We start from the raw sequence: 23,251 nt of genomic DNA on the forward strand, positions 1-23,251 counted from the left end.
CTCATGGTAATAGTATATATCTGAGATTATTTTGATATGGGTGGTAGTCCTCGGCGGTCGGATGTGTGGTATTGACCATGTCCAAAGGTGTTCATGTTTGGAAGCCATACTTTTAATTTTTGGTCATACTTGCTTGGTTGCGTCAGGTAACACGACGTTCTAAGAGCGTTGTTAACTTCCTGTTCGTTATCCTGATGAATCATGCCGATACCTAATTTACCGTTTCGCTCATACCCCTGCTTAGTCTTTTTATTGTGGTAGTTATAATAGGTGCCAGACCCCTGAGTGACCTGCTTCCATTTTTCACCGACTTCTTTTGCGATATACCAACCATTTTGTCTATCATTACCGTCGTATATCAGCAATAAATGGCAATGTAATCCGCCCTCGATGCCACCATGCTCTAAAGCCCAAGCGTAGCCCTGCAAATCTTCAAAGCACGTTTCCTCATTACCGATAAGATCTCGGAATTTGCTCATGTGATGATAAAAATCTTCAATGCTAACAAGGTGGCTTGTTTCTTTGGCGTACTTTAGGTCGATACGTACAAAGAGCAGTCTTTTGTAATGATTAATCAGATGGCGTACATATTTTTCGAGAGTCCTCTTATTTTTAGACTCCTGATAACTAAACACACTACGTTCACGCTTAATATCTTTTTTATAGTATGACAGTGTTTTAATAAGACGCTGTGTTTTATCGTAATCCCAAATGACATCTTCTGGATATTGATCACCAACGATATATTGCGTACTGCGAAAGAAAGCTTCAATGGGCATCGAGTAAATCAATCCATTGTCACTCTCATAGTAATACATGAACGGATGATACAAATCGTTCAGCTCATATATTATCAGGTCAAATCTCAATTCATTAGAAATGATATCGATTACCAGTTGGTGAACTTTAGTTAATAAGTTACTTTGATTGAGGTTGGTGTTTTCCATGGTATTTCTCCTATGTGGTTTATCTTGCACATAGTAGAGCTACATCATATTTTTTTATTCTGACTACTGGTGGTTTAGTGAGGAGATAGTCAGCGTGGTAACGCTGCGCTATATAATAATATCAATAACCGGTTAGTGGCACTTACCAATACTGCGGAGATATCGGCAATACATTATCCTCAATTGTAGGGATCTTGGTTCATATTGATGTTTTTTGAGTAAATGGAGTTAGCTGATAGAGAAAAGTTAATACACTGTTTGGTGAATAGCAGCATTAATTTGATGCGAGGGTCTAGGTGAGTTGATCATGATTTATTTCTCCAGTATAGGTTCATATACATGAGGAGAGTCATAATATTTTAGGGCGCTATTATTAAGGGTTAATTCATAATCGTTTATCAAGAAACATGATTGTTATTCGTATCACATACTCATAGTGGTCAGCCGATAAAAAACAATAATATATAATAAGCTGTTAAGAAGGCTCATTTTAATGCCCATAACCTAGGGGGTATGGAAACTAAAAATACCGCTAGACTCGGTTATATTAAGAGGATAGAGTTACGGTTTTGGGTTAATAGAACTATATTAATAAGCTTACATTGCATAAATTAGCTCTATGGGCTTATTTATCAACTGCTGACGTAATTTGTTGCTATAAAAATACTAGAAAATAGCCAGTGATAAACTACAAATTTGTGTTAAATTTACTAAGATATATCTATAAGTTTATAAGGAAAAAACTATAATGAATCGACGCATAGATACCTTTTATGAAGTGCTAGATGTTTCTTTACCAGTGTTCGATGACTATGATCGAAGCAATTTTGATGACGCCTCGATGCGCTACGCAAACTCTAAGACTTTAAGGTTTGTAACAGATGAGTTTATTCAAGCATGTAGAAGAGATCGCACAAATATAGAAAGGTTTTTTGAAGCTTTAAGACAGATGAATACTGAAGATGCTAGAGCATTGTTGTACAGCAAAAACCTGATGGATGGCCGTGGTGTCGATAATATAGGTCTTGACGATGATGACTATAAAAATAGTTTAGTGTCATACTTCCAAGATCATCCTGAACCCTTAATTGAATTTAACCATATAATCGAATACAAGATAAATAACCTCTTGCCCGAGTCATATTTAGACTGGTTCAAGGACAATTTGCGTTATTCACTGTTTTTAGCTTATCTAATAGAAAAAGGTATCTGCTATAGTGCATATCAAGGTAAAGACGAGCTGATCGACGCAGTAACATATGTTTTACGCTATCAAACTAATGAATTTATAGAGTTATGGGAAAAAAGCTTACCAAGTTACGAGCATCAGGCTGATTCATTTGGCGATTTCCAAGTAAAAAATGTACTTAAGGCTAAAGCCGTATATTTCAAAAATCAGCTGGATTTGACAAGAGATGCTAAATGGATAGACGCTACCAATACGGAGCAGATAGAGTGGATATACGAATATCTACGTGCCAAAAACCCTCAACAAATTATTCTGGATAGGGTCTTTATTCCAAAGAATATTGAAGAGAAATACAAGCTTATTCTTGCAAGTCTGGATGTTTTGTCCAATGTTGAAAATGCTGATATAGGGACTAAAAAGAACAAAGGCTTCTCTGAACGAAGCTACACGCTATATAGCATGAAAAAAGCATGGGACGGACAAAAGCATTATAGTAAAAAGAAGCAGGTAGAGAATGGTAGCATTAAGATATATAAGAAAAATCAAGATAAGTTAAAAGCGATAATGAAGCAGAAGGGTTCTACTGCAAATCAGGTTATCAATGATTCGATAGAGCAGATGTATGAGCGTCTCATTGTAGAAAAGACAGATGCTTAGAGGGTTACTCTAAGGCAACCCTCAATTTAAGTTAGCGCTAGCTTATCTATCGGATAGCAAGGATTGTAAGTCTTTGCTAGTAACTCCCTTATCTTTCAAAGCCTGTATCAGAGTTTCGCTATCTACTTCTAACAGTGATGCTTGTTTATTCTCGCTTATTGACTGCTCAATCTGCTGCCGCGCTGTTTGAAAGTCTACAACTTCGCCTTTGTCTCTTAGTAAGTCTAAAAAGTCAGCCCAAACCTGCATGATCTTACGGCGCTCTTCTAAATGCTGAGCATGGTTATAAACCGCGCGTATGTTACTTTTTTTGTCATGTGCCATCTGTTTTTCAATCGCGTCGCCCATGTAGCCAAGCTCGTTAAGATTGGTTGAGGCGATGTGACGAAAGCCGTGACCTGTCTGCTTACCAGCATAGCCTAGAATATCTAGCGCGTTATTAATAAACTCCTCACTATACGGCTGATGCATACCCGTATGATAGAACACATATTCATATTGTCCTGTGATGGGTTTCATCTCCTCTAGTACTGCTAGCATCTGATCTGACAACGGTACAACGTGCTTACGTGCAATTTTAAGGTTATCGATATCAACACGCCATAAACGGTTGGCAAAGTCGATATGCGCCCATTTCATCATACGTAGTTCAATGGTGCGGCAAAATGAGTACGCTAAAAACTTCATACCTAAGCGGGTTTGGTCATGACCATGATAATTCTCAATAGCTTGGAGTAGGGCAGGCAGCTCATGGATATCTACATGCTTCATGTGCTGACTTTTGGCTTTAGGATAGAGTGCTTTTAGATCATCGATTGGATTTTGCTCAATGATGCGTTCGCGTTTGGCACGTCTTAAGACATTAGCCACCAGATCGATAGTGCGTCTGGTTACCTCGCGTGGCGGCTCACCGTCTTTGTTCACACGCTTTTCGATCTCATCTGCCATTGATCGACAATCCTCAAAGCTTACATCTTTTAGTGCAATGCCTTCAAAGTGGGGCAACACGTCTTTATGCATACGGTTATAGTCTTGCTGATAGGTACGTGGCTTGACGTTACGCTGACGTTCAGCGAGCCAGTCTAACGCATAATCATTGAATTTTTGTGCATGAACATTATTGAGCCTATCTTGACGCTTTTTATTTTTTGGATCGATACCATCTGCTAGTAGCGCTTTAATCTCAGTATTGGCTTGTCTGGCTTCAGCGAGTGACATGATGGGGTAAGTGCCAAGTGTGAGGCGTGTCTGCTTACCATCAAAGCGATAAGCGCTTATCCATGTTTTTGTGCTTGTGCTACGGACTAAAAGCTGTAGCCCATACTGATCACTATATTTGTCAGGACGTGAAGGCGTACATTTTTCACTTGGTTTGAGCTTGCGGATTTTGCTATCGCTTAACATGTTGGTCTACTCCTTATGCTTCCAAGCCTTGTAATTCAAGCGTTACAAATATAACGTTGGTCTAAAGCTGAATTATAAAGCCTAAATGTTGGTCTTTTTGAGGTCTAATGAAATCATAGACCAACAGATAGACCAACACAAGCCACGGGATAGGTGGGTTATATTCGGATAGATTGGGAAAACACTAGACATAAAAAAAACGCTAGACGCGTTATTTATAAAGGGTTACAGAGGTATATGGGAGTATTTAGGACAAGGTGGGAAAAGGAGTGCTTTATAAGATTGGCGGTGAAGGAGGGATTCGAACCCTCGATACGCTATGAACGTATACACACTTTCCAGGCGTGCGGTTTCAGCCACTCACCCACTTCACCGTTTTTTTGACTGGCTAAGTATAGCGGATACCATTTAAAATGTCACCACTTACGCCTTATCTTTCTTTATTTGCAGACCCCTGCTAGGATAGCGTACCCGTAATAACAAGCACAGATGGTTGAAAGTTGAATGAGAATTTCTGGTAGGCTTAAATATAATTTTAAAAACAGCGTTATCATGGCCGTGATGATGGCTGCTGTTAGTATAGCTTCAGCACATGCTGATGATTTTACTCAGTGTAGTGAGTCTTTTTATGGTGGTGTTTATCCCGAATTTACCAACGATAAACTCAGTAGTAAGACACAAGAGCTATGCATGGACGGCTTTGCAGTTATGTATTCAGGTGTATCACGTACGCCACTGTGGTCGGCAGAGCATTTAGACCGCAAGCGACTACAGCAAGCCGGAGAGATTGATCGCGAAGACAGCTTTCATGAAGAAAGTAAGTTACCAGACTCAGCGCGTGCTTCATTATCAGATTACTCAGGTTCTGGCTATGATCGTGGACATTTGGCACCCAATGCCGACATGGCCAATCGCAGTCAGCAATATGACAGCTTTAGTTTGGCCAATATTGCACCGCAGTCACCGCGCAACAACCGTTATATCTGGCGTAATATCGAATCAGCGACCCGCTATATGACTCAGCAATATGGCGAAATATATACAGTGACCGGCGTTGCTTTCACTGACAAAAAAACCAAGCAGCTCGCTGATCGCGTGCTTGTACCCAGTCATTTTTTTAAGGCCGTCTATATTCCAGCGACCAATCAAGCAGGGGTGTACTACGCACCAAATGATGAATCCGAGCGGATAGAGATCATTAGTGTCCATGATTTAGCCAGTGAAATAGGAATTGATGTCTTACCCGTGCTTGACTCGCAAACTAAAGCACAAGCTTTTGATTTACCATTAAAAGCTGGTGATAGCTCGGACCTCCCTGCTGCTGAGCCAGAAGAAGAGCCTACTTGGATGCTATTTATTTGGGAGATTATTAAATGGCTTCTGGTACAACTACAAGCGTAGAGCGCCTCAATGAAGGGATGTCATACTGAAAAATAAAATGTTATTAATAGGAGCGGCGACCACATGATTGAACCATTTGCCAACAATCACCAAAGTATGCAAATTGGCGACCTTGTCATAGAAAATCAGAAAGACAAAATCACCATTTACGGTGATATCGATGTGACTTTAGATGACACTGGATATCAACAAGCGAAGCAATTACACGAGCTGACAGCTAGAATGATGCAAGCCTTTGATAAGCATAAGCTTTATAGTAACGAGGAAGACAAGTCAAAAGAAAAGGATGACCAATCAGATAAGGATATAGACAATCCTTTTTTATAACTATTTGATATAGTTTTGTTTTTATAGGAATTATAAACTATAAAAAACTACTAGGCAAAATACAAAAATTGCTTATAATGAGGCAAGGCAGCGCTTATTTTTGCTAAAAGCTGTTTAGTACATATAACTTAATAAGTAATAGCGGCTGTTTGTTTTCAATTAATCTCAGAGCGCAAAGCTTGTAATAAAAGATTCTAGCAAAGGATAGGCGTAGAATAGCAGGAACATAATGTTTCGAGCAATCATTGTATGAAGGGAGTCAATCTATGAAATTATTTACAAAAACCACATTAGCCGTTGCAGGTATTAGTTTAGCCAGTATGGCATTTGCCGCTGATCCGCTAGCCAATACGACATGGCAGACATTTGATGAAGGCAAGCCAAAAGGCACCGTAAAAATTACTGAATCAAATGGAGTACTAACTGGTACACTGATCGCGACCAATTCATCGACAGGCAAAAAATACGTTGGTACGAGAGTGATTAAAGGGTTGAAGGCTGATGGCGGTGGTAAATATAGTGGTGGTACAATCACTGATCCTGAGAAAGGGAAAGACTATCGTATGACTGCAAGTTTAAAGGGTAGTACTCTAAGTCTAAAAGGTTATCTTGGTCCGTTTTCACGCAGTCAAACATGGAAAAAGAAATAGTACAAACTCTTTATTGATATGAGATTTTACTGATATAGATATAAAAAAATCCCGCAACACCTTTTGGTGATGCGGGATTTTTATGGTATAGATTTTAAGATAAGCTTAAAGTTCTTATCTTACAAACTCTGGATATGCGTCCATACCACACTCTGCTATATCTGCACCTTCATACTCATCTTCTTCAGAGATACGGATGCCCATGACTGCTTTGATAATTGCCCAAGTGATTAAGCTGGCAACAAACACCCAAACAAAGATAGTAGCAGCACCAGCAATCTGACCTACAAACGAAGCCGCTGGATTGGTAATCGGTACGATTAATAGACCAAATAAACCAACAACACCATGCACTGAAATAGCACCGACTGGGTCATCTATTTTGATTTTGTCTAAGGCTAAAATAGATAGCACCACGATAACACCAGCAATCATGCCAAAGAGTGTTGCTTGCAATGCAGTTGGAGTAGATGGTTCAGCTGTAATAGCAACCAGTCCTGCAAGTGCACCATTTAAGAGCATTGTTAAATCAGCTTTGCCAAAGATAAGGCGCGCTATGATTAAAGCACCAATTGCACCACCAGCTGCAGCTGCATTAGTATTCAAAAAGACCATAGCAACCGAGTTTGCGCTAGCGATATCGCCAAGTTTGAGTACTGAACCACCGTTAAATCCGAACCAGCCCATCCACAAGATGAGAGTACCAAGTGCTGCTAATGGTAGGTTGGCACCTGGAATAGCACGTATTTCGCCGTTAGGACCGTATTTACCTTTACGTGCTCCTAATAGTAATACGCCTGCTAATGCTGCAGCAGCACCTGCCATGTGAACGATACCAGAACCTGCAAAATCAGAAAAGCCCATGTCACCTAAGTTGAACATGCCAAACACATCATTGCCACCCCAAGTCCAGCTACCTTCTAGTGGATAGATGACACCAGTCATCACCACGGCGAATAGCAAAAAGGCCCAAAGCTTCATGCGTTCAGCCACAGCCCCTGAAACAATTGACATACAAGTTGCGACAAACACCACTTGGAAGAAAAAGTCAGATGCAGCAGAGTAGACAGAGTCACCATCAAAGCCGTTTTCAGCTGAAGTAGCTAAAGCACTGGCTACTAATGTATCGTCACCTGCGATACCACTTAAAAACAAGTCGCCACCGTACATAATGGCATAGCCACATATCATGTACATAGTACAAGCGATAGAGAAAAGTGCGACGTTTTTGGTTAAGATTTCAACGGTGTTCTTTGAACGAACCAGGCCAGCTTCTAACATAGTGAAGCCCGCTGCCATCCACATGACTAGCGCCCCACATATCAAAAAATAAAACGTATCAAGTGCGTACTGGAGCTCGAAGATTTGATTTTGCATATTAATTCCCCCTTGAATTGATGCAATATAGCTATCGGTGTGATTCTATAATTCTATATTTATAGGTTAGTCATATGCCTTAAATAGCATCAGGACCTGTCTCGCCCGTACGGATACGAATGACTTGTTCAAGCGCGGTCACGAAGATTTTTCCGTCACCAATTTTGCCAGTGCTAGCGATGCGAGTGATCGCCTCGATAGCAGGTTCGACCATCTCATCGATAACAGCCACTTCGACTTTTACTTTCGGTAAAAAGTCCACCACGTATTCTGCGCCACGATAAAGTTCTGTATGACCTTTTTGGCGACCGAAACCTTTAACTTCAGTTACGGTGACACCTTTGACACCGATGTCAGAAAGCGCTTCACGTACATCATCGAGCTTAAACGGTTTTAAGATCGCAGTGATTAGCTTCATAAAATATTCCTTATTTGTGTGATGCTGCAGGTTGATAGAGGCATTGTGGTACATCGTCTCGCTGCCATGCTTACTAATAAGTTATTCAAGAACTGTGCCAATTTACTCAAGGGGGATAGGTAAGATTGGGGGTTTGTGCTCAAAAACTTTTATTTTTATGGCAAGGAGTACAAACTATGCTACCACGGTAAGCACTATTGTTATGCACATAAATAGCGTGTATCAACCGTTGGCGTTGAATCAACGAAAACTTTATTATAACCAACTTTTTAGGTGCTTGGGGAGGCGATCCATGTATTTCATGTGATGATTTGCTAAATTGATTCACTATATGAAAATGCATTGAAAATTAGGCTTAACAAAAGCTTTAGAGAGTAAGGTGATAAGTCGCATGAATAGGTGACAGCGCTTGACATAAGTACTCGTGCGCTGTACCTGAAAAGACGAAAATAGTTAGCAGTTCAGTGACAGGCCAGTGTGAGCCTAGCCTTTAGGAAATAGGAGGTACGGTGTTTTGGTGCTGCCCAGTAGCTTTTTTGTGTCGCTGCCTTGTAGTAGCTCGCGAATACGAGACTGGCCGAAAGCTCCGGTCATGAGTAGGCCGATATTATTTTCATTTTGATAATAGTTCAAAGCAGCAGTGACATCGCGGCAGTCAAGCAATGCTTTTTTTGCTTTAATGCCTGCTTGTTTGAGCCTTGCATAGGCTTCACGCAGGGCATCACAGTTCTCAGAACTTTCTTTGCCTACCATGACAATGTGAACGGTGAGTGCACGAATAAGTGCTGTTTTGCATAGCCAATTGAGCAGCTTATGGCAGGTTGGGCTGTTGTCAAAGGCAAACAAAGCAGTAGCAGGGGGCAAAAATGGTGCATGAGTCACCAAAATGGGGCAGTGACTGACTCGAATCAGTTGGCTCAACGTTGCTTTACAGGTGACATTGTGGCCTATAACGATGAGCTGTGCTTTATCGTCGACATAATCGATACTTTCGCTGAGGTTTTCATGCCGATGTAAGGTATAAGTGGTTAGTTTGTGATGCTGCTGATCGCAGTAGGTAGTGGCTTGGTGCAGGAGCAATTTACCTTGTGACTTTAGCTCATAGTTACCTAAGTTTTCTTTGGTTGTAAATTGCTCGAGCAGCATATTTTCATCATCGACATTTAAACAGCCAGAATAATTTAACGCCGCTTTTTGTTGCAAGCTCGGTACAGAGTGCAGTAGTCCAATAGGTGCTTGTAAGCGCGTAGACGCCCACATGCTAGCTTCTAGCACTGCTTGTACATGATCAGGGCAGTCCAAGCAGGCGATTACGCTATCTAGTTTCAAATTACTCATAAGAACACCAAATCATTCTAGTCATAAAAATACAGCTGCTTGGTGTCAGAATGGGATGTCAATATTTACCCAACTCTATCAACCAATACAGCTGTTTCTTAAATTACTTCGTAATTAGTCAGCACTCACTTTATAAGTGCAGCATTGCTTAATCTAATAAGCCAATATCTCGTCGATCATGAACAGAGAAGCGATCAATCATCGTACGGCTGGCTTTGTTGAGTCCTACTACTTTGACATCAATCCCTTCGCGCTGCAAGCGCATGACCAGTTTGTCTAACGTATCAATCGCACTAACATCCCAAAAGTGGGCTTGACTAACATCAATCTGTACCTTGTCTAAGGCTTCTTTAGTATCAAAGCTATGCAAAAACTGCGTCGTAGAAGCAAAGAACACTTGGCCCTGCACATAATAATAACGGGTATTAGAGCTTTCGTCATATTCACTAAAGATGGTCAAGAATTGACCAATCTTATTGGCAAATGCCAGAGCAGATAGTAGGACACCGACGCCCACACCATAAGCTAAGTTATGCGTAAACACTGTGGTCAATACAGTCGCTAGCATGACAATGTTAAAGGACATTGGGTGGGTTTTGAATTCACGAAGAGATTGCCAGTTAAAAGTACCAATAGATACCATAATCATGACGGCAACCAATGCTGCCATTGGAATTTGGCTGACCCACTCGCTTAGGAATACCACCATAATTAATAAAACCACACCCGCAATCATGGTTGATAAACGTGTACGTCCACCAGATTTGACGTTGATCATCGACTGACCAATCATGGCGCAGCCTGCCATGCCACCAAAGAAACCTGATACCACGTTGGCAATACCTTGACCACGGCATTCTTTATTTTTATCACTTGGCGTATCGGTTAGTTCATCGACGATTGTCGCAGTCATCATAGACTCTAATAAGCCAACGACAGCCAATGCGATAGAGTAAGGCGCGATAATTAGCAAGGTGTTTAGGTTCAATGGAATATCAGGTAATAAGAACATTGGTAATGAATCTGGTAAATCACCCATACTACCGACGTTACGAATATCGAGGTTCATGTACATGGCAACAGCGGTCAAGCCAACGATACAGACAAGCGGAGAGGGAATCACGCGACCAATCTTTGGAATGAGTGGAAACAGATAAATAATCGCTAGGCCTACGGCTGTCATGATATATACCGTCATACCAACACGTTCAGTCATCGGGTTTAGCTCAGGCAGCTGTGCGGCAAATATCAAGATTGCTAGCGCATTGACGAAGCCAATGACTACTGAGCGCGAGACAAAGCGCATTAAGTTGCCCAGCTTTAAAATACCCATTACAACCTGAATCACACCGCATAATAAAGTCGCAGCGAGCAAATATTGCAAACCATGATCGGCAACTAAATCAACCATCACCAGTGCCATTGCGCCGGTCGCTGCCGAAATCATACCTGGGCGACCACCGACGAAACTGATGACGACGGCGATACAGAAGGAGGCGTATAAGCCGACTTTTGGGTCAACACCAGCAATAATAGAAAAGGCAATGGCTTCAGGGATGAGTGCTAGTGCGACTACCAAACCTGATAAGACGTCACCGCGAATATTGGAAAACCACTCGTCACGTAAATTATCAATAAAAGATGTCATAAGTAAACTGCATAGGGTTAGGGGTAAAAAAAGTAATCATTACTCATTAATAAAATGATCGCGTCGCTACAAAGGTAGCTGTCCATCTTTCTTATGCCACGACAGGCATTGAGTCATGTGGAGGCATTGAATTATTAAAAATTGATAATAAGTATGTCTACTGATTTGTTACTGGTGTCACAAATACGCTTGCCAATAATTAGGATATATTAAACACTTGACCATAACTCAAAGCAGATTGTTTAGTGTAAGGTACTTGAAAAGTATACCTACAATAACAACTGGTGAAATGAGCAATGACTTGTCGCGGTAGAAGTAAGAATCTTTGCTAAAAGAGATGTGACAATTGTATGTTGAATAGGACAACATGCTAAACTAAAAGGCCTGGCTCAACACCTAGTCACATACAGATTAGGGCGGTTATTATAGCACTAGCCACGCAATATAAAAACAGGCGCATAATAGCATAAAGTCAGAAAAAATCAGTACCGAAATCCGGAGGATGCCGTTATGATGCTTTTCATATCCATGGCATCCTTTACTGCTTGATAAAGTCGATTTACTTAATACCATTTTGTCCGACCAATAAAAGGAATAAATATGACCGCTAATACTGCAACTGATGCCTTACTTCATAAAGGCAATGGTCTACAAGTCGTGGTTGGCTTAGGTCAATCGGGGTTGTCCGTAGCGCGTTATTTGGCCAATCAAGGTTATCAGGTAGCAGTCACTGATGCTCAGGCACATCCTGGTTTAGCGGATCAATTACCAGTTGATATTGATATTCGCCAATTTGGCGAGATTGATGCTGAACTTTTACAGCAAGCAGCCCGTATTATTATCAGCCCTGGTATCTCTCTTGCTACGCCAGCTGTTGCTGCGGCACGTCAAGCTCATATTCCAGTGGTTAGTGATATCCAGCTATTTTGTGAAGCCTGCACAGTACCAATAGTGGCTATTACAGGCTCTAATGCCAAAAGTACCGTGACTACATTGGTTGGGCAGATGGCAGCGGATGCGGGCGTCAATGTTGGCGTCGGTGGTAATATTGGTATACCTGCACTTAACTTATTGGACAATCCTGATATGGAGCTTGCAGTACTTGAGCTGTCTAGCTTTCAGTTAGAGACTGTAACCAATCTAGGTGCACAGGTGGCAACGGTTCTGAATATGTCGCCCGATCATCTAGATCGTCATGGTGATATGCTTGGTTATCACCAAGCCAAACATCGTATCTTTCAGGGTGCTAAGTCTGTGGTCGTTAATCGTGAAGACGCATTAACGCGCCCATTGGTTGCCGACAATTTACCGAGAGTGAGCACTGGTATTCATGCTCCTGATAAGGGGCACTATGGACTCATTACTGACCCTGAAGGTCAAATTTATCTTGCTCATGGTACAGAAAGGCTACTATCGGCAGATAAACTGTTGATTAAAGGACGTCATAATTTACTCAATGCACAGGCAGCATTAGCACTTGGTGAGCTTGTTGGCTTACCCATTGATGGTATGCTAAATACCTTGCAGCAGTTTACAGGCCTTGAACACCGTTGCCAATATGTAGCAAAGGTTGCTGACATTGATTATTTTAATGATTCAAAAGGCACTAATATTGGCTCAACCATGGCAGCCATCGAAGGTTTAGGCGCTGTTTATGCCCCAAAAGACGGTAAGCTATTATTGATTTTAGGCGGACAAGGTAAAGGCCAACAATTTGGTGAGCTGACGCCCTTTATTAATAGATACGTTAGCCAAGTGATTTTCATCGGTGATGACTCGCAATTGATTGAGCAGCATCTACGAGACGCTGATATAAGTGCTGATGTGGCACTACATCAATGCCAAAATTTAGAAAATGCTTTTGCCATGATTCAGCAAGTGACATCGAGTAGCTTATCGCAAGTGCAAGCCGTATTATTGTCACCCGCCTGTGCGAGCTTTGACCAATATAGTGGCTTTGTGGCTCGTGGTGAGCATTTTAGTCAATTGGTTAGCCAACTAGCAGGTGGGTAAGTAAACAGGTTCGTATGATTGCTCACTAAGTATTTTGATAAATAATCAAATGACGTGATAAGCCGCTACTGAACGATTCTTTATCTTAAGCAAGCATTTTCTGTATAAATGATTGTTTTGATTATAGATTACTGCTACTGTCAATCATAACCAGTTAATCACGTAATATGCCGAATTATTTACTTTGGTTTGATTTATCTTATATTTTTTTAAACGGTGGCGTTTTATAGACGCCGTGTTTTTCGTTCGTTAGTGTATATAAAATTATGGCGATCTCTTCTTTTTTTCGTTCTTCCTCTCAATCAAAACAAGCTACTGGCTCTGATGGTATTCTTTCTATGCCATCCGCACGCGCTGTTTTAATATCAAGCGTCGGCTGTATGCTGGTGCTCAGTTTGTTGATGGTGGCCTCTGCTTCTATTCCTTTTGCACTTAGTCGTGGTATGACCGAGCTGCACTTCTTCAAAAATCAGCTGTTGTACATGACAATCGGGCTAATTATGGCCGCTATTCCTTATTATATGGTGTCTTTACGAACGCTATATAAGACTGAAACGCAGTTTGTTTTATTAGGTATTACAGGCGTTTTGCTAGTGGCAACATTGTTTAGTACGCCGATTAACGGCTCCAAGCGTTGGCTAGATTTGGGCGTGTTTAACTTTCAGGTGGCAGAATTGGCTAAATTGGTCATGATTGTTTTTGTCTCTGATTTTGTGGTGCGTCGCTCGTTTGAGGTTCGTAATGGCTTGGATGGCTTTTTACGAATTATGCTGGTGGTGGCTCTCATTACTATGTTGTTATTATCACAGCCGGACTTTGGTTCTTTTGTCGTGATTCTAGGTACTATCTTTGCGATTTTTTATATCGCTGGTGCGCCTTACAAGCACTTTTTAGCACTGGCTGCAGCGGCTGTTGGTGGTGCGGTTTTGATGGTAACAACAGCGCAATACCGATTGGTACGTGTGATGTCATTTATAGATCCATTTGATGATGTACAAGACACAGATTATCAGCTAGCACGTAGTTTGATCGCCTTTGGTCGTGGCCAGTTTACGGGTGTGGGCTACGGAGAGAGTGTACAAAAATTATCGCATTTACCAGAAGCGCACACGGATTTTTTATTGGCGATTACCGGTGAAGAGCTAGGTTTTGTGGGGGTGACTATGATACTCATCCTTGAAGCACTGATTATCGGTAGTGCGATGCGTATTAGCTATAATGCTTTGAAACGTCGGCAGATGCGTATGAGCTATACAGCTTTCGGTATCGGTGTGGTATTTATTGCACAGACTATCATTAATGCGGCGATGAATATGGGCGCGATTCCGACCAAAGGTTTGACCATGCCGTTCTTTAGCTATGGTGGTTCCTCTATGTTGATTAGTTTAGTCATGGTTGCGCTGTTGCTAAAAATATATAAAGAAAGTCCTGAGATAGAAAAAAATCAATGTCGTTATTATTAGAACGCACTGAGCACTCCACGAAAAACGTTTGGTGTCATGTAATTTACTCAAAAAGCGCCGCTAGCTAGCGGCGCTTTTGTTGTTTATTTTTAAGTATCGCTGTTTATAAGTTAGGCAAGTTCAACTGGTGTTTGTGTTGTAACGGTGTATTGTCCCACTGGGTAATTGCTTGCTTGAGCATGTTTTCAGGCGTATCTCTATCGACAGTTGGCTGTTGCAATAGCTTCAGTGCATGAGCGATTAATTGACTTGGATTGCGTGTATCAATTGGTTGTGCGAGATTTTGTTTGGAGAGTTTTTGCCCATCCGGATTACATATTAATGGTAGGTGATACCAATGATCGACAACGGGTAAACCAGCTGTTTGCATGATACTAATTTGTGCTGTGGTCATGGGTAGGATATCCAATCCTCGCATGACATGTGTAATCTGCTGTAGCCCATCATCAAGACTTGCTGCCAAAATATAATTAATCATATTATCTTGGCGACGTACCACCATATCACCTAAGGTTTGCTGAGGATTGTCCCATTGTATTCCTTGAATACCATCATTAAAGCCAATCCTATAATTTGGTAGCTGTATGCGCAGTTTATGTCGTTCTCTATCAAGGTCCGCTGTGACACAGCAACGTGGGTAGCGATGTCTATTTGGTGGTAATTGGTTGTGGGTATGATGTGGGCGTTGTTGCTCTTGTGACCAATATTGTTCTAAGTCTTTACGTGAGCATTGGCAACCATAAGTGAGCGGCCATAGGGTTGAATTGAGATAATCATTATAGATATCAATACGCTCAGACTGATAAATGATATCGCCATCCCATTGTAGTCCAAGCGCTTCCAGATCGATCAAGATTTGCTCAGTAAACTGCTTATCACAGCGTTCAGTATCAGTATCCTCGATACGCAATAACCACTGACCACCGAGTGATTTTATATGGCAAAAGCTAGCAAGAGCAGTGGTTAAAGAGCCAAGATGTAGTTCGCCAGTAGGTGAAGGTGCAAATCGACCAATAGGCTGAGTGGATACGTTTGAAATGGACATAGGTGTCTAGATGCTTTTCAAAATAAGGGGTTATCGATAGTAGTGTTATACCACTAGGATAATAAGGATGAGCCAAAAAAGATATTTATTAAATGCATCAATTTTATTGTGGCTTACATTTGTCATGATTACTATAAACCATGGACTAAAAAAGCGATAGCCTAAAACGCAACGAGCGACCAATATATGGTCGCTCATTCTTACTTACTCTTAGGTTTTTATGACTGTCAATGCTTACTACTGATAATTGAAAGTCATACACAATATCTTCTTTAAGCGCCTTGGTTTTGACGTTCTTTAATTTCAGATAGTGTTTTACAATCAATACATTGAGTGGCTGTTGGGCGTGCTTCTAGGCGACGAAGACCAATCTCTACACCACAAGTCTCACAAAAGCCATAGTCATCATTTTCTATTTCTGCTATCGATTTATCGATTTTGCGAATGAGCTTGCGTTCACGGTCACGTGTACGTAATGCTAAGGCAAACTCTTCTTCTTGGGTGGCACGATCATTGATATCTGGCATGGAACTTGACTCATCTTGAATATAAGTCTTGGTACGATCTGCTTCGCCAATCAATTGGTTTTTCCAGTCCAACAGAATAGCCCTGAAATGCTCTAATTGAGCATCAGACATATACTCTTCGTCTTTGGCTGGCACATAAGGAGTAAACTTTACTTCACTCGGGTTCGTGGTCACGGTGCTCATATGGGTATCCTACTTTTTCAAATTAATTCAATAAAACGACGTATCAACAGATAGCACGTTATTAATTTTACGAACATTGTAATGTGGTCCATTTATAAAACGTTTTACCACTTGGTAACACAAGTAACACAGTTGGTCTAATAGTATGAATATATCGATGGTCAGACATATACTTATACCTGTTTTTATTTAAATATAGTCAATGCCAGATAAAGAAGATACGGTGTCAGGCTTGCTTAGCCTACTACTTGCCCAGCGCTCACTCACCTTCTTTTTCTCTAAGTTACATGGAACTGACTAGATATCGTAATGCCTAAAATATGTCACCAACTGCTGACGGAAAAAACGACCCTTTTTACTCAACTTAGCCATCCTAGCTATTATGATTTTGCCTAATATCAAATATTAGGTGGTCTTCGCTTTATTTTATAAGTTGTATCATTGTTTTTAATAATAATGAAGTTATTTTTTATCTTAATAGCAACTTTACTTGGTTAGCCATTATATATTTAATCAAGGAATATTAACCAAAATATTGATATAAAACAGATTTAATTGATATTTGGAGCAATCAAACTGGGCGTCAAGTATCCAGTCTTTCAATCCAGCTTGCAACCTTTCCATTGTTGCCTAATTGCAACCAACGATAACCAGGTAGAGCGTCGTTATCGTAGGCAAAGCTATCTTCATTAGGCATAAACTGATAGCAAGTAGACGGTGTGCTATAGACGGTAACGTCTTGACGGTGGCGAACTTGCTCTTGATGAATATGTCCGCTTATGATTACTTTTAGATGCTCAAATGCCGCCATATATTGCCAAAATCTCTCGCTGTTTTCTACCATATGGTTATCAATCCAGGCAGAGTTTACTGGTACGACATGATGGTGGAGGGCGATCAATGCAGGTTTATCACAGGCACTGAGTCTCTTGCACAACCAGTCAATATCATCAGGTGTTACTTCTCCTGCCACTTTACCTGTAATAGATGAGTCTAATAACAATAACTGCCAATGATCGGTTTCGATAATATGTTGACTTAATAAACGAGGGTCGGTAGAACGCCCGACCAGCGTGCGCTGAGGGAAGGGCAAATGACTGTCAATCTCATCAGTCACATCATGATTGCCGGCAATACAAGCAAAAGGAACACCAGTTGCTTGTAATACTTTGAAGATATGATCATAAATGACAGGCTCAACTTTATTAACTAAGTCACCAGTTACCAAGATTAAATCACAGCGCATATCTGCGCTTAATGCTTGCTGAAGTACTTTCTCAAAGCTATGTTGATAAATAGCAGGTTTATCATGATCACTACTATCATTGTCAGACATAAAATCAACAGGCGTCGATAAATGCAAATCAGTGACTTGCAATACATTGACCTGCTTATCTGGCGTGCTGATTTTACTGACAGGATAGGTTGGCATTGGGCCACTTCCTTATTGAGTCAGAACATTTCATGCTGTCAAAATGACTGTAAATAAATGAGTCGCTGTGATTTGTTTTCACTACTTATTTTCCCATTCGATATAGTATTTAATGGTAGTTACCACACTATACTTGCAATCATCATTATAGGCAGCTTTTTATTCATTATAATACTGATAATATTAGGGAAAGTTTATAACATAAAGTGAATCAAAGCTCTAGAAATACTAATCAAATAAAGTCGGATAATACAATAAAAAATGCTTTTAGGGTAGTTACTTAGTCACTCTAGCATGTTCTCCTTTTTAAAAATGGGGATAAAAATGAGAAAATAGCACGGATAAATTCGATAGTATCAAAACATTACCCTGTTATTTAACGATATGTTTGGCTTGTTCAAACGACTATTAATTGAATTAATGGCACCCTTTAAGAGCGTGCTACCCAAAATTTTGAGGTTATTAACTTTGAAAAAATAAGTGCGATAAAAAATAAAATAGCCAATATTAATACAATAGACAGTCCTGTCTGAATATCTAACCAAATACTACCCCAAACGCCCAATGTGACCCCAAGCTGCGCGATAAGTAATGATATGACGACCATTTGTTTGGGTGAGGTCACCCATAAGCGTGCGGTGAGTGCTGGTAATACCAACAAACCACTGATCAGCAAGCTACCGACCGCTTGTAGCGCAACGGCACAGAACCCTGCCAATATTCCCATAAAAAACAATCGTTGACGTGTTGGGTTAATGCCCTGAATACGTGCCAGTGCTTCGTGAGTAGCAAGCTTAATTTGTGCTGGCCATATATAGCGTAGTAAGCCCAAACCCACTAGCACACTACCCGCGAGTAAAGGCAAGTCAGCCCAATCGAGCTCTAATAGATTGCCAAACAAAAACCCCAAGACGTTGGATTGTTGGTCGGTTAGCTGTGTGAGGGTCAATAAACCCAAGCACAGTAATGATACGGCAACGACCGCCAGTACGGCATCTGCAGGTAGACGTTCATCATCAATCAATACCAGTCCTAACACTACCATGACACTGACTAGCAAGACACCAATGCCCATGGGAATTTGCCACCAAGCGGCTAAGGCCACACCTAGTAAGGTGCCATGTGCTAGAGCATCAGCAAAAAATGCCATACGGCGCCACAACACCAAACACCCTAAAGGTGCTGATAGTAATGCTAAAATGCTGCCAGCAATCCAAGCAGGAGCGATAATGGCTAACCAAGTGGTCATAATAAATATCCGTAAAATTTTTATAAGGTCTTAAGACGGTATCAGTAAATGTCAAAAACATCGGACTAAACACAGCCGTAATATGTGGGGTTTTGATGGTTATGGTTCGATCTCATTTGGTGCGTGATGCTGGCAAGCATGTGGCTGATGCACATAAGGCTGCTCATAGTAATGACCAAATAGTTTTTTAAATTCGGTGCTAATGGCCAGTTCGCTTGGTTGTCCCTCGCAGCAGATATGTTTGTTGAGGCAAATAACGCGTCGACTGCCTCTCATTACCCAGTGTAGATCATGGGATATCACCAACATGGCACAACGCAAGAAATCTGGGAGCGTATCAATGAATTGATACAGCCAAACTTCAGTATCAGGATCAAGCCCTTGCATAGGTTCATCCAAAATTAATAAATTGGGTTTATCTAATAAGGCTCGGGCTAATAAAACGCGCTGTGTTTCACCACCTGACAAGTGCAGCATCTGCCGTGATAGCAAATGCGTCAATGCTAAATTATCAAATATGAACTGGCGTTGCTCTACGGTTAACCGGTTTTTATTTGCTTGATTCAGCAGGTCGCTGACTCGCAAGGGCAATATTGGCGGGACTGTAAATCGCTGCGGTACATAGCCAAGTCGCAGTGGTTGATGCGCAGTTATGTTGCCCTGAGTCGGCTCAATCAAACCCAAAATTAGTTTGACTAGCGTTGATTTACCAGCACCATTAGGCCCAACCAGGCTCACCGTCTCATTGGTAGTAATATCAATATTGATATTTGAGAGAATACGTTGCGGTCCGACATGGTAGTTGATATTGCTCAAGCTTAGCAGCTGTTTAGTATCGTTCGCGGTAGGGTTATCAGCAGTAGGGGAGGGCGGCTGATTAGATATTAAGGTAGAAGAGAGGCTCATAATATGACAACAAATGGATAAGTAAAGGATAGAGGTAATCAGAATATTGCTATAGAGAGTTAGAGCATATCATCATATACAAATACTGACGTTTAAGTACAGAAGTTCAAATGCTCATATATTACTGGCACGCTTGGCATCGACCACTAAGCTCAATCACACTGTTCTCCACAACAAACCCAACATCTTGCTCAGCAAAGCTCATCATCTCTTGTACTGGTAAGCTGCTACATTCTTGTACACGCTGGCACTGATCACAGATCAGGAAAGCTGCCGTATGCTGTGCCCTTGGGTGACAGCAAGGAATATAAGCGTTAATAGACGTCAACTGATGAATTAAACCTTCGCTCAATAAAAACTCCAAACTGCGATAAACTGTAGGTGGAGCGACGTTTTTTTTGGTTTGTTTTTTTGATGAGGGCTTTTGCGAGTGAGGCTTCTTATTGTCATCACTGGTTTCAGAGTCTGACAGGCGCATATCTTGTAGTTGGGCGATTAAATCGTAGGCACCAATGGGTTTATTGGCTTCTAATACTAACTGATATATTTGTTGACGCAATGACGTAAAGCGTGCACCACTTAACTGACATTGTTCCTTTGCTGCTGTTAAGCGCTCGACAACGTCATGCGGTGTAAAATCTTGCACATCATGTAAATGTTCACAATCTGATGAATGGGTAGACATAGTGCGAACTCCTAAAAATAAAATGGCTGTTTTATTATATTTTTTATTGTTATAGTATAACATAATAAAAAGCAAGGCAGATAAGCGACCTTAGTTTATCTGTCATACCTTTAGTTTGCATCAAATATAGTATTTACAAACCATTACTCATATATCAAAGACATCTATTATGAAATCAGCTTTCAATCAGTTATTACGTCCAGTTATCAAGATAAAACGTCTGCTAATTTCTGGAGCAGTACTAGGGTTCTTAACGCTAAACGCCCAAGCAGCAACGGTTAGTGTGAGCAACTATCCGATGTTTTTACTCAGTGAAGCGGTGACTGAGGGAACACCATCAGCCAATAGAATTCTACAAGCAGGCGATGTAGGGCATCACGGGAGCGTCAGCCCAAGCGATATCAAGGCCATTAAAGACAGTAAGTTTGTCGTCTGGTTTGGTCCTGCACTAGAAAATAGCTTAACTGGTAGTTTACAAACCGCCCCCAACGCGATTGCTATGTTTGATTTTAATGCTTTTAATCGTTATCCGCTGCGTGATGTAAAAGGCGTACCGATTGAGAACACACTTGATCCACATATTTGGCTAGATCCTGAAAACGCCAAAGCCATCACCCGTGCACTAGCAGTGATACATAGCCGCGCTAATCCAGAGTATGCAGATACCTATCAATCTAATGTTAAAAAGTTTGCTGAACGCATGGATAAAGCTGTTGCTGATATACAACAAGACGCTCAGAAAAATCGTCCTTACTGGGTTTATCATGATGCGTATCAATATATCGAAAAAGCGGCTCATATAAAGTTAGCAGGTAGTTTGAGCCCAGATCATCACCTTTCTCCAAAAGCCAGTCAGTTACGCTGGTTGAATGAAAACCGTCCTGTTGATCAGATGTGTATGGTCAATCAGGGCACTGTTCCGAAAGGTTTGCTTGCCAAGCTACAGCCTGTGAAAACAACCATACAAATCGAAGATATGAGCTCTAGCAAAGATTTCGTAGAAGGGTGGATGCAAATGGCACAACAAATTAATAATTGTATTGATGGTAACTAAGAGTAGGTATAAATATCCACTAAATAAGTATTCACCAAATAAATATTACCATGACTCAAATATAGTGATTTGAACTTCAGAATAATCTATCTTGAGTCATGTGTCTGCTAAATAGTTGACAAGTTTCAGATTTTACTTGCTTAACACGCACATGCTCCTTATAATAAGTGGCGTTTGATTTTGGTTATAAAGGTAATACCTGTAGGGTAAACGATTCACGGATAAAAGTATCAGAAGCATGCTAAATTATCCTAATGTTGTAAGGCTATAGGAATACTGATGACCAAGCCTGCTAAACGCACGCAAAAAGATAAGATTGGCATCTATATCAAACGCCAAGCATGGATATTATTTATTCTCATAATTATTGCTTGGGTCATAGATGCTGTTTGGTTGCATAGTGAGCTTACCGTAACAAAAAGTGCCGCTCTCGGTGCGTTACTTAGCTTTTCTAGCCAATCTATATTTGCTGGGTTTATTTTTTGGTATACTGGATATCGCGCGCGCCAACATATTGTTAGCCAGCTATATCGAGGACAGATGGCCAAGTGGCTATTAGCCATGTTGGGTTTCGCACTAATTTTTATTACCGTACAACCCCTATCTGCGCCTGCGCTGTTTATCGGTTTTATGGTAATGCAAATTAGTCACAGTTGGATGTTGTGGTATATACGTTAGTGTTAACTATAGATATAGTTATATGATTAATATTTTTATGAAAGCCACCCTGCCGTCCAACTTCTCTATGACTAGTTCTAAAATGTCAAAACATAAAAGTCTGTCTTAAGACAGTGCTAGCGATCGTAAAATTTTTGTATAATTATTCGAAATGAACGTAGTGTGTCAAAATATAGTGATAGGGTAGAGCAGATTAAGTTACTGTTATTATTTATCAAAACTATTTTTGCAAATAGATTGCAGATAGATTATAGACACAAAGTTATGTTAGAAAATATTAACAGTAGCTAACTTATTCATACAACGAATAAAAATTTGATAATTGACTTTACACGAATACAACGCTGCATTAAGATAGACAGCTAAATATTTTGCTTATGAACGCTATACAAGGCGTTAGTCGTCAAAATACGACAGTAAGTGAACACATATATAATAATTTTGCGTACATATGCAAGGGCTATTACTGAATTATCATAAGCCCTTTTTTGATAGCTAAAATTCATTTGCGGCTATCAAATCCGTACATTAGTAATAGAACTATGGGTTGGATGTTATTGGTTACATGAGCGTTTTAGTGTCAGTTATTTGCTGGCTTATCAGCATGTTAGATAGCACGCTAAAACCTCATCAGATGACAACCATATTTTTGGTAGTTGA

At 40.6% G+C, this 23,251-nt stretch carries 20 protein-coding genes and 1 tRNA gene; 8 read left to right on the forward strand and 13 right to left on the reverse strand.

The features are described 5' to 3' along the window. Positions 1-26: 26 nt before the first annotated feature. Positions 27-947 (reverse strand): YagK/YfjJ domain-containing protein, encoded by a 921-nt coding sequence (locus ACT3SX_RS00565; protein ID WP_442062787.1) that lies wholly within the window; start codon positions 945-947, stop codon positions 27-29. A gap of 748 nt (positions 948-1,695) precedes the next feature. Here ACT3SX_RS00565 and ACT3SX_RS00570 point away from each other — a divergent pair. Further along, the gene (locus ACT3SX_RS00570; RefSeq protein ID WP_442062785.1) at positions 1,696-2,793 is read left to right on the forward strand and encodes a hypothetical protein; all 1,098 of its coding nucleotides are present in this window, start codon (positions 1,696-1,698) and stop codon (positions 2,791-2,793) included. 42 nt (positions 2,794-2,835) lie between these two features. Here ACT3SX_RS00570 and ACT3SX_RS00575 read toward each other — a convergent pair whose 3' ends face one another. Then, the gene (locus ACT3SX_RS00575) at positions 2,836-4,197 is read right to left on the reverse strand and encodes a tyrosine-type recombinase/integrase (RefSeq protein ID WP_192522964.1); all 1,362 of its coding nucleotides are present in this window, start codon (positions 4,195-4,197) and stop codon (positions 2,836-2,838) included. A gap of 283 nt (positions 4,198-4,480) precedes the next feature. Next, a tRNA-Ser gene (locus ACT3SX_RS00580) sits at positions 4,481-4,571 on the reverse strand. Positions 4,572-4,701: 130 nt separating this feature from the next. Between ACT3SX_RS00580 and ACT3SX_RS00585 the strand changes: the two genes are divergently transcribed. From ACT3SX_RS00585 to ACT3SX_RS00595, 3 genes are all read left to right on the forward strand, one after another. After that, positions 4,702-5,598 (forward strand): DNA/RNA non-specific endonuclease, encoded by an 897-nt coding sequence (locus ACT3SX_RS00585; RefSeq protein ID WP_225739093.1) that lies wholly within the window; start codon positions 4,702-4,704, stop codon positions 5,596-5,598. A 63-nt stretch (positions 5,599-5,661) separates the two neighbouring features. Continuing rightward, positions 5,662-5,925 carry a hypothetical protein gene (locus ACT3SX_RS00590; RefSeq protein ID WP_192518645.1) on the forward strand — a complete coding sequence of 88 codons (264 nt, stop codon included), beginning with the start codon at positions 5,662-5,664 and terminating at the stop codon, positions 5,923-5,925. Between the two features lie 266 nt (positions 5,926-6,191). Then, the gene (locus ACT3SX_RS00595; RefSeq protein ID WP_192518644.1) at positions 6,192-6,575 is read left to right on the forward strand and encodes a DUF2147 domain-containing protein; all 384 of its coding nucleotides are present in this window, start codon (positions 6,192-6,194) and stop codon (positions 6,573-6,575) included. 114 nt (positions 6,576-6,689) lie between these two features. Here the strand turns inward: ACT3SX_RS00595 and ACT3SX_RS00600 are convergent, their stop codons facing one another. The 4 genes from ACT3SX_RS00600 to ACT3SX_RS00615 form a co-directional block, all read right to left on the reverse strand. After that, complete coding sequence (locus ACT3SX_RS00600) at positions 6,690-7,952, reverse strand: ammonium transporter (RefSeq protein WP_192518643.1); 1,263 nt, start codon at positions 7,950-7,952, stop codon at positions 6,690-6,692. 79 nt (positions 7,953-8,031) lie between these two features. Beyond that, on the reverse strand, positions 8,032-8,370 hold the full coding sequence (locus ACT3SX_RS00605; RefSeq protein ID WP_010197981.1) for a P-II family nitrogen regulator: 339 nt from the start codon (positions 8,368-8,370) through the stop codon (positions 8,032-8,034). Between the two features lie 483 nt (positions 8,371-8,853). After that, complete coding sequence (locus ACT3SX_RS00610) at positions 8,854-9,708, reverse strand: universal stress protein (RefSeq protein WP_192518642.1); 855 nt, start codon at positions 9,706-9,708, stop codon at positions 8,854-8,856. A 148-nt stretch (positions 9,709-9,856) separates the two neighbouring features. Further along, the gene (locus ACT3SX_RS00615; protein WP_192518641.1) at positions 9,857-11,356 is read right to left on the reverse strand and encodes a SulP family inorganic anion transporter; all 1,500 of its coding nucleotides are present in this window, start codon (positions 11,354-11,356) and stop codon (positions 9,857-9,859) included. A 600-nt stretch (positions 11,357-11,956) separates the two neighbouring features. Between ACT3SX_RS00615 and murD the strand changes: the two genes are divergently transcribed. Together murD and ftsW are read left to right on the forward strand one after the other, a co-directional pair. Continuing rightward, positions 11,957-13,369 (forward strand): UDP-N-acetylmuramoyl-L-alanine--D-glutamate ligase, encoded by a 1,413-nt coding sequence (gene murD / locus ACT3SX_RS00620; protein ID WP_192518640.1) that lies wholly within the window; start codon positions 11,957-11,959, stop codon positions 13,367-13,369. 266 nt (positions 13,370-13,635) lie between these two features. Further along, a complete protein-coding gene (ftsW, locus tag ACT3SX_RS00625) occupies positions 13,636-14,832 on the forward strand; it encodes a putative lipid II flippase FtsW (protein WP_192518639.1) in 1,197 nt (398 codons plus the stop codon). 103 nt (positions 14,833-14,935) lie between these two features. Here ftsW and gluQRS read toward each other — a convergent pair whose 3' ends face one another. From gluQRS to ACT3SX_RS00655, 6 genes are all read right to left on the reverse strand, one after another. Then, the gene (gene gluQRS, locus ACT3SX_RS00630; protein ID WP_192518638.1) at positions 14,936-15,877 is read right to left on the reverse strand and encodes a tRNA glutamyl-Q(34) synthetase GluQRS; all 942 of its coding nucleotides are present in this window, start codon (positions 15,875-15,877) and stop codon (positions 14,936-14,938) included. Positions 15,878-16,149: 272 nt separating this feature from the next. Further along, on the reverse strand, positions 16,150-16,587 hold the full coding sequence (gene dksA, locus ACT3SX_RS00635; RefSeq protein ID WP_192518637.1) for an RNA polymerase-binding protein DksA: 438 nt from the start codon (positions 16,585-16,587) through the stop codon (positions 16,150-16,152). A 583-nt stretch (positions 16,588-17,170) separates the two neighbouring features. Further along, on the reverse strand, positions 17,171-18,019 hold the full coding sequence (locus ACT3SX_RS00640) for a metallophosphoesterase (protein ID WP_192518636.1): 849 nt from the start codon (positions 18,017-18,019) through the stop codon (positions 17,171-17,173). Positions 18,020-18,449: 430 nt separating this feature from the next. Continuing rightward, positions 18,450-19,268 (reverse strand): metal ABC transporter permease, encoded by an 819-nt coding sequence (locus ACT3SX_RS00645; RefSeq protein ID WP_192518635.1) that lies wholly within the window; start codon positions 19,266-19,268, stop codon positions 18,450-18,452. Between the two features lie 99 nt (positions 19,269-19,367). Then, on the reverse strand, positions 19,368-20,174 hold the full coding sequence (locus ACT3SX_RS00650; RefSeq protein ID WP_192518634.1) for a metal ABC transporter ATP-binding protein: 807 nt from the start codon (positions 20,172-20,174) through the stop codon (positions 19,368-19,370). Positions 20,175-20,295: 121 nt separating this feature from the next. Next, positions 20,296-20,859: a Fur family transcriptional regulator gene (locus ACT3SX_RS00655; RefSeq protein ID WP_192518633.1), complete on the reverse strand. Its 564-nt coding sequence runs from the start codon at positions 20,857-20,859 to the stop codon at positions 20,296-20,298. A gap of 169 nt (positions 20,860-21,028) precedes the next feature. On the opposite strand from ACT3SX_RS00655, the gene ACT3SX_RS00660 reads away from it, so the two are divergent. Beyond that, on the forward strand, positions 21,029-21,913 hold the full coding sequence (locus tag ACT3SX_RS00660; RefSeq protein ID WP_192518632.1) for a metal ABC transporter solute-binding protein, Zn/Mn family: 885 nt from the start codon (positions 21,029-21,031) through the stop codon (positions 21,911-21,913). Between the two features lie 279 nt (positions 21,914-22,192). After that, positions 22,193-22,591, forward strand: a complete 399-nt coding sequence (locus tag ACT3SX_RS00665) for an ATP synthase subunit I (protein ID WP_192518631.1) — start codon at positions 22,193-22,195, stop codon at positions 22,589-22,591. Positions 22,592-23,251: the final 660 nt, after the last annotated feature.

The sequence above is a fragment of the Psychrobacter sp. AOP31-B2-9 genome, from assembly GCF_052378005.1.
In the GTDB taxonomy this organism is placed as follows: domain Bacteria; phylum Pseudomonadota; class Gammaproteobacteria; order Pseudomonadales; family Moraxellaceae; genus Psychrobacter.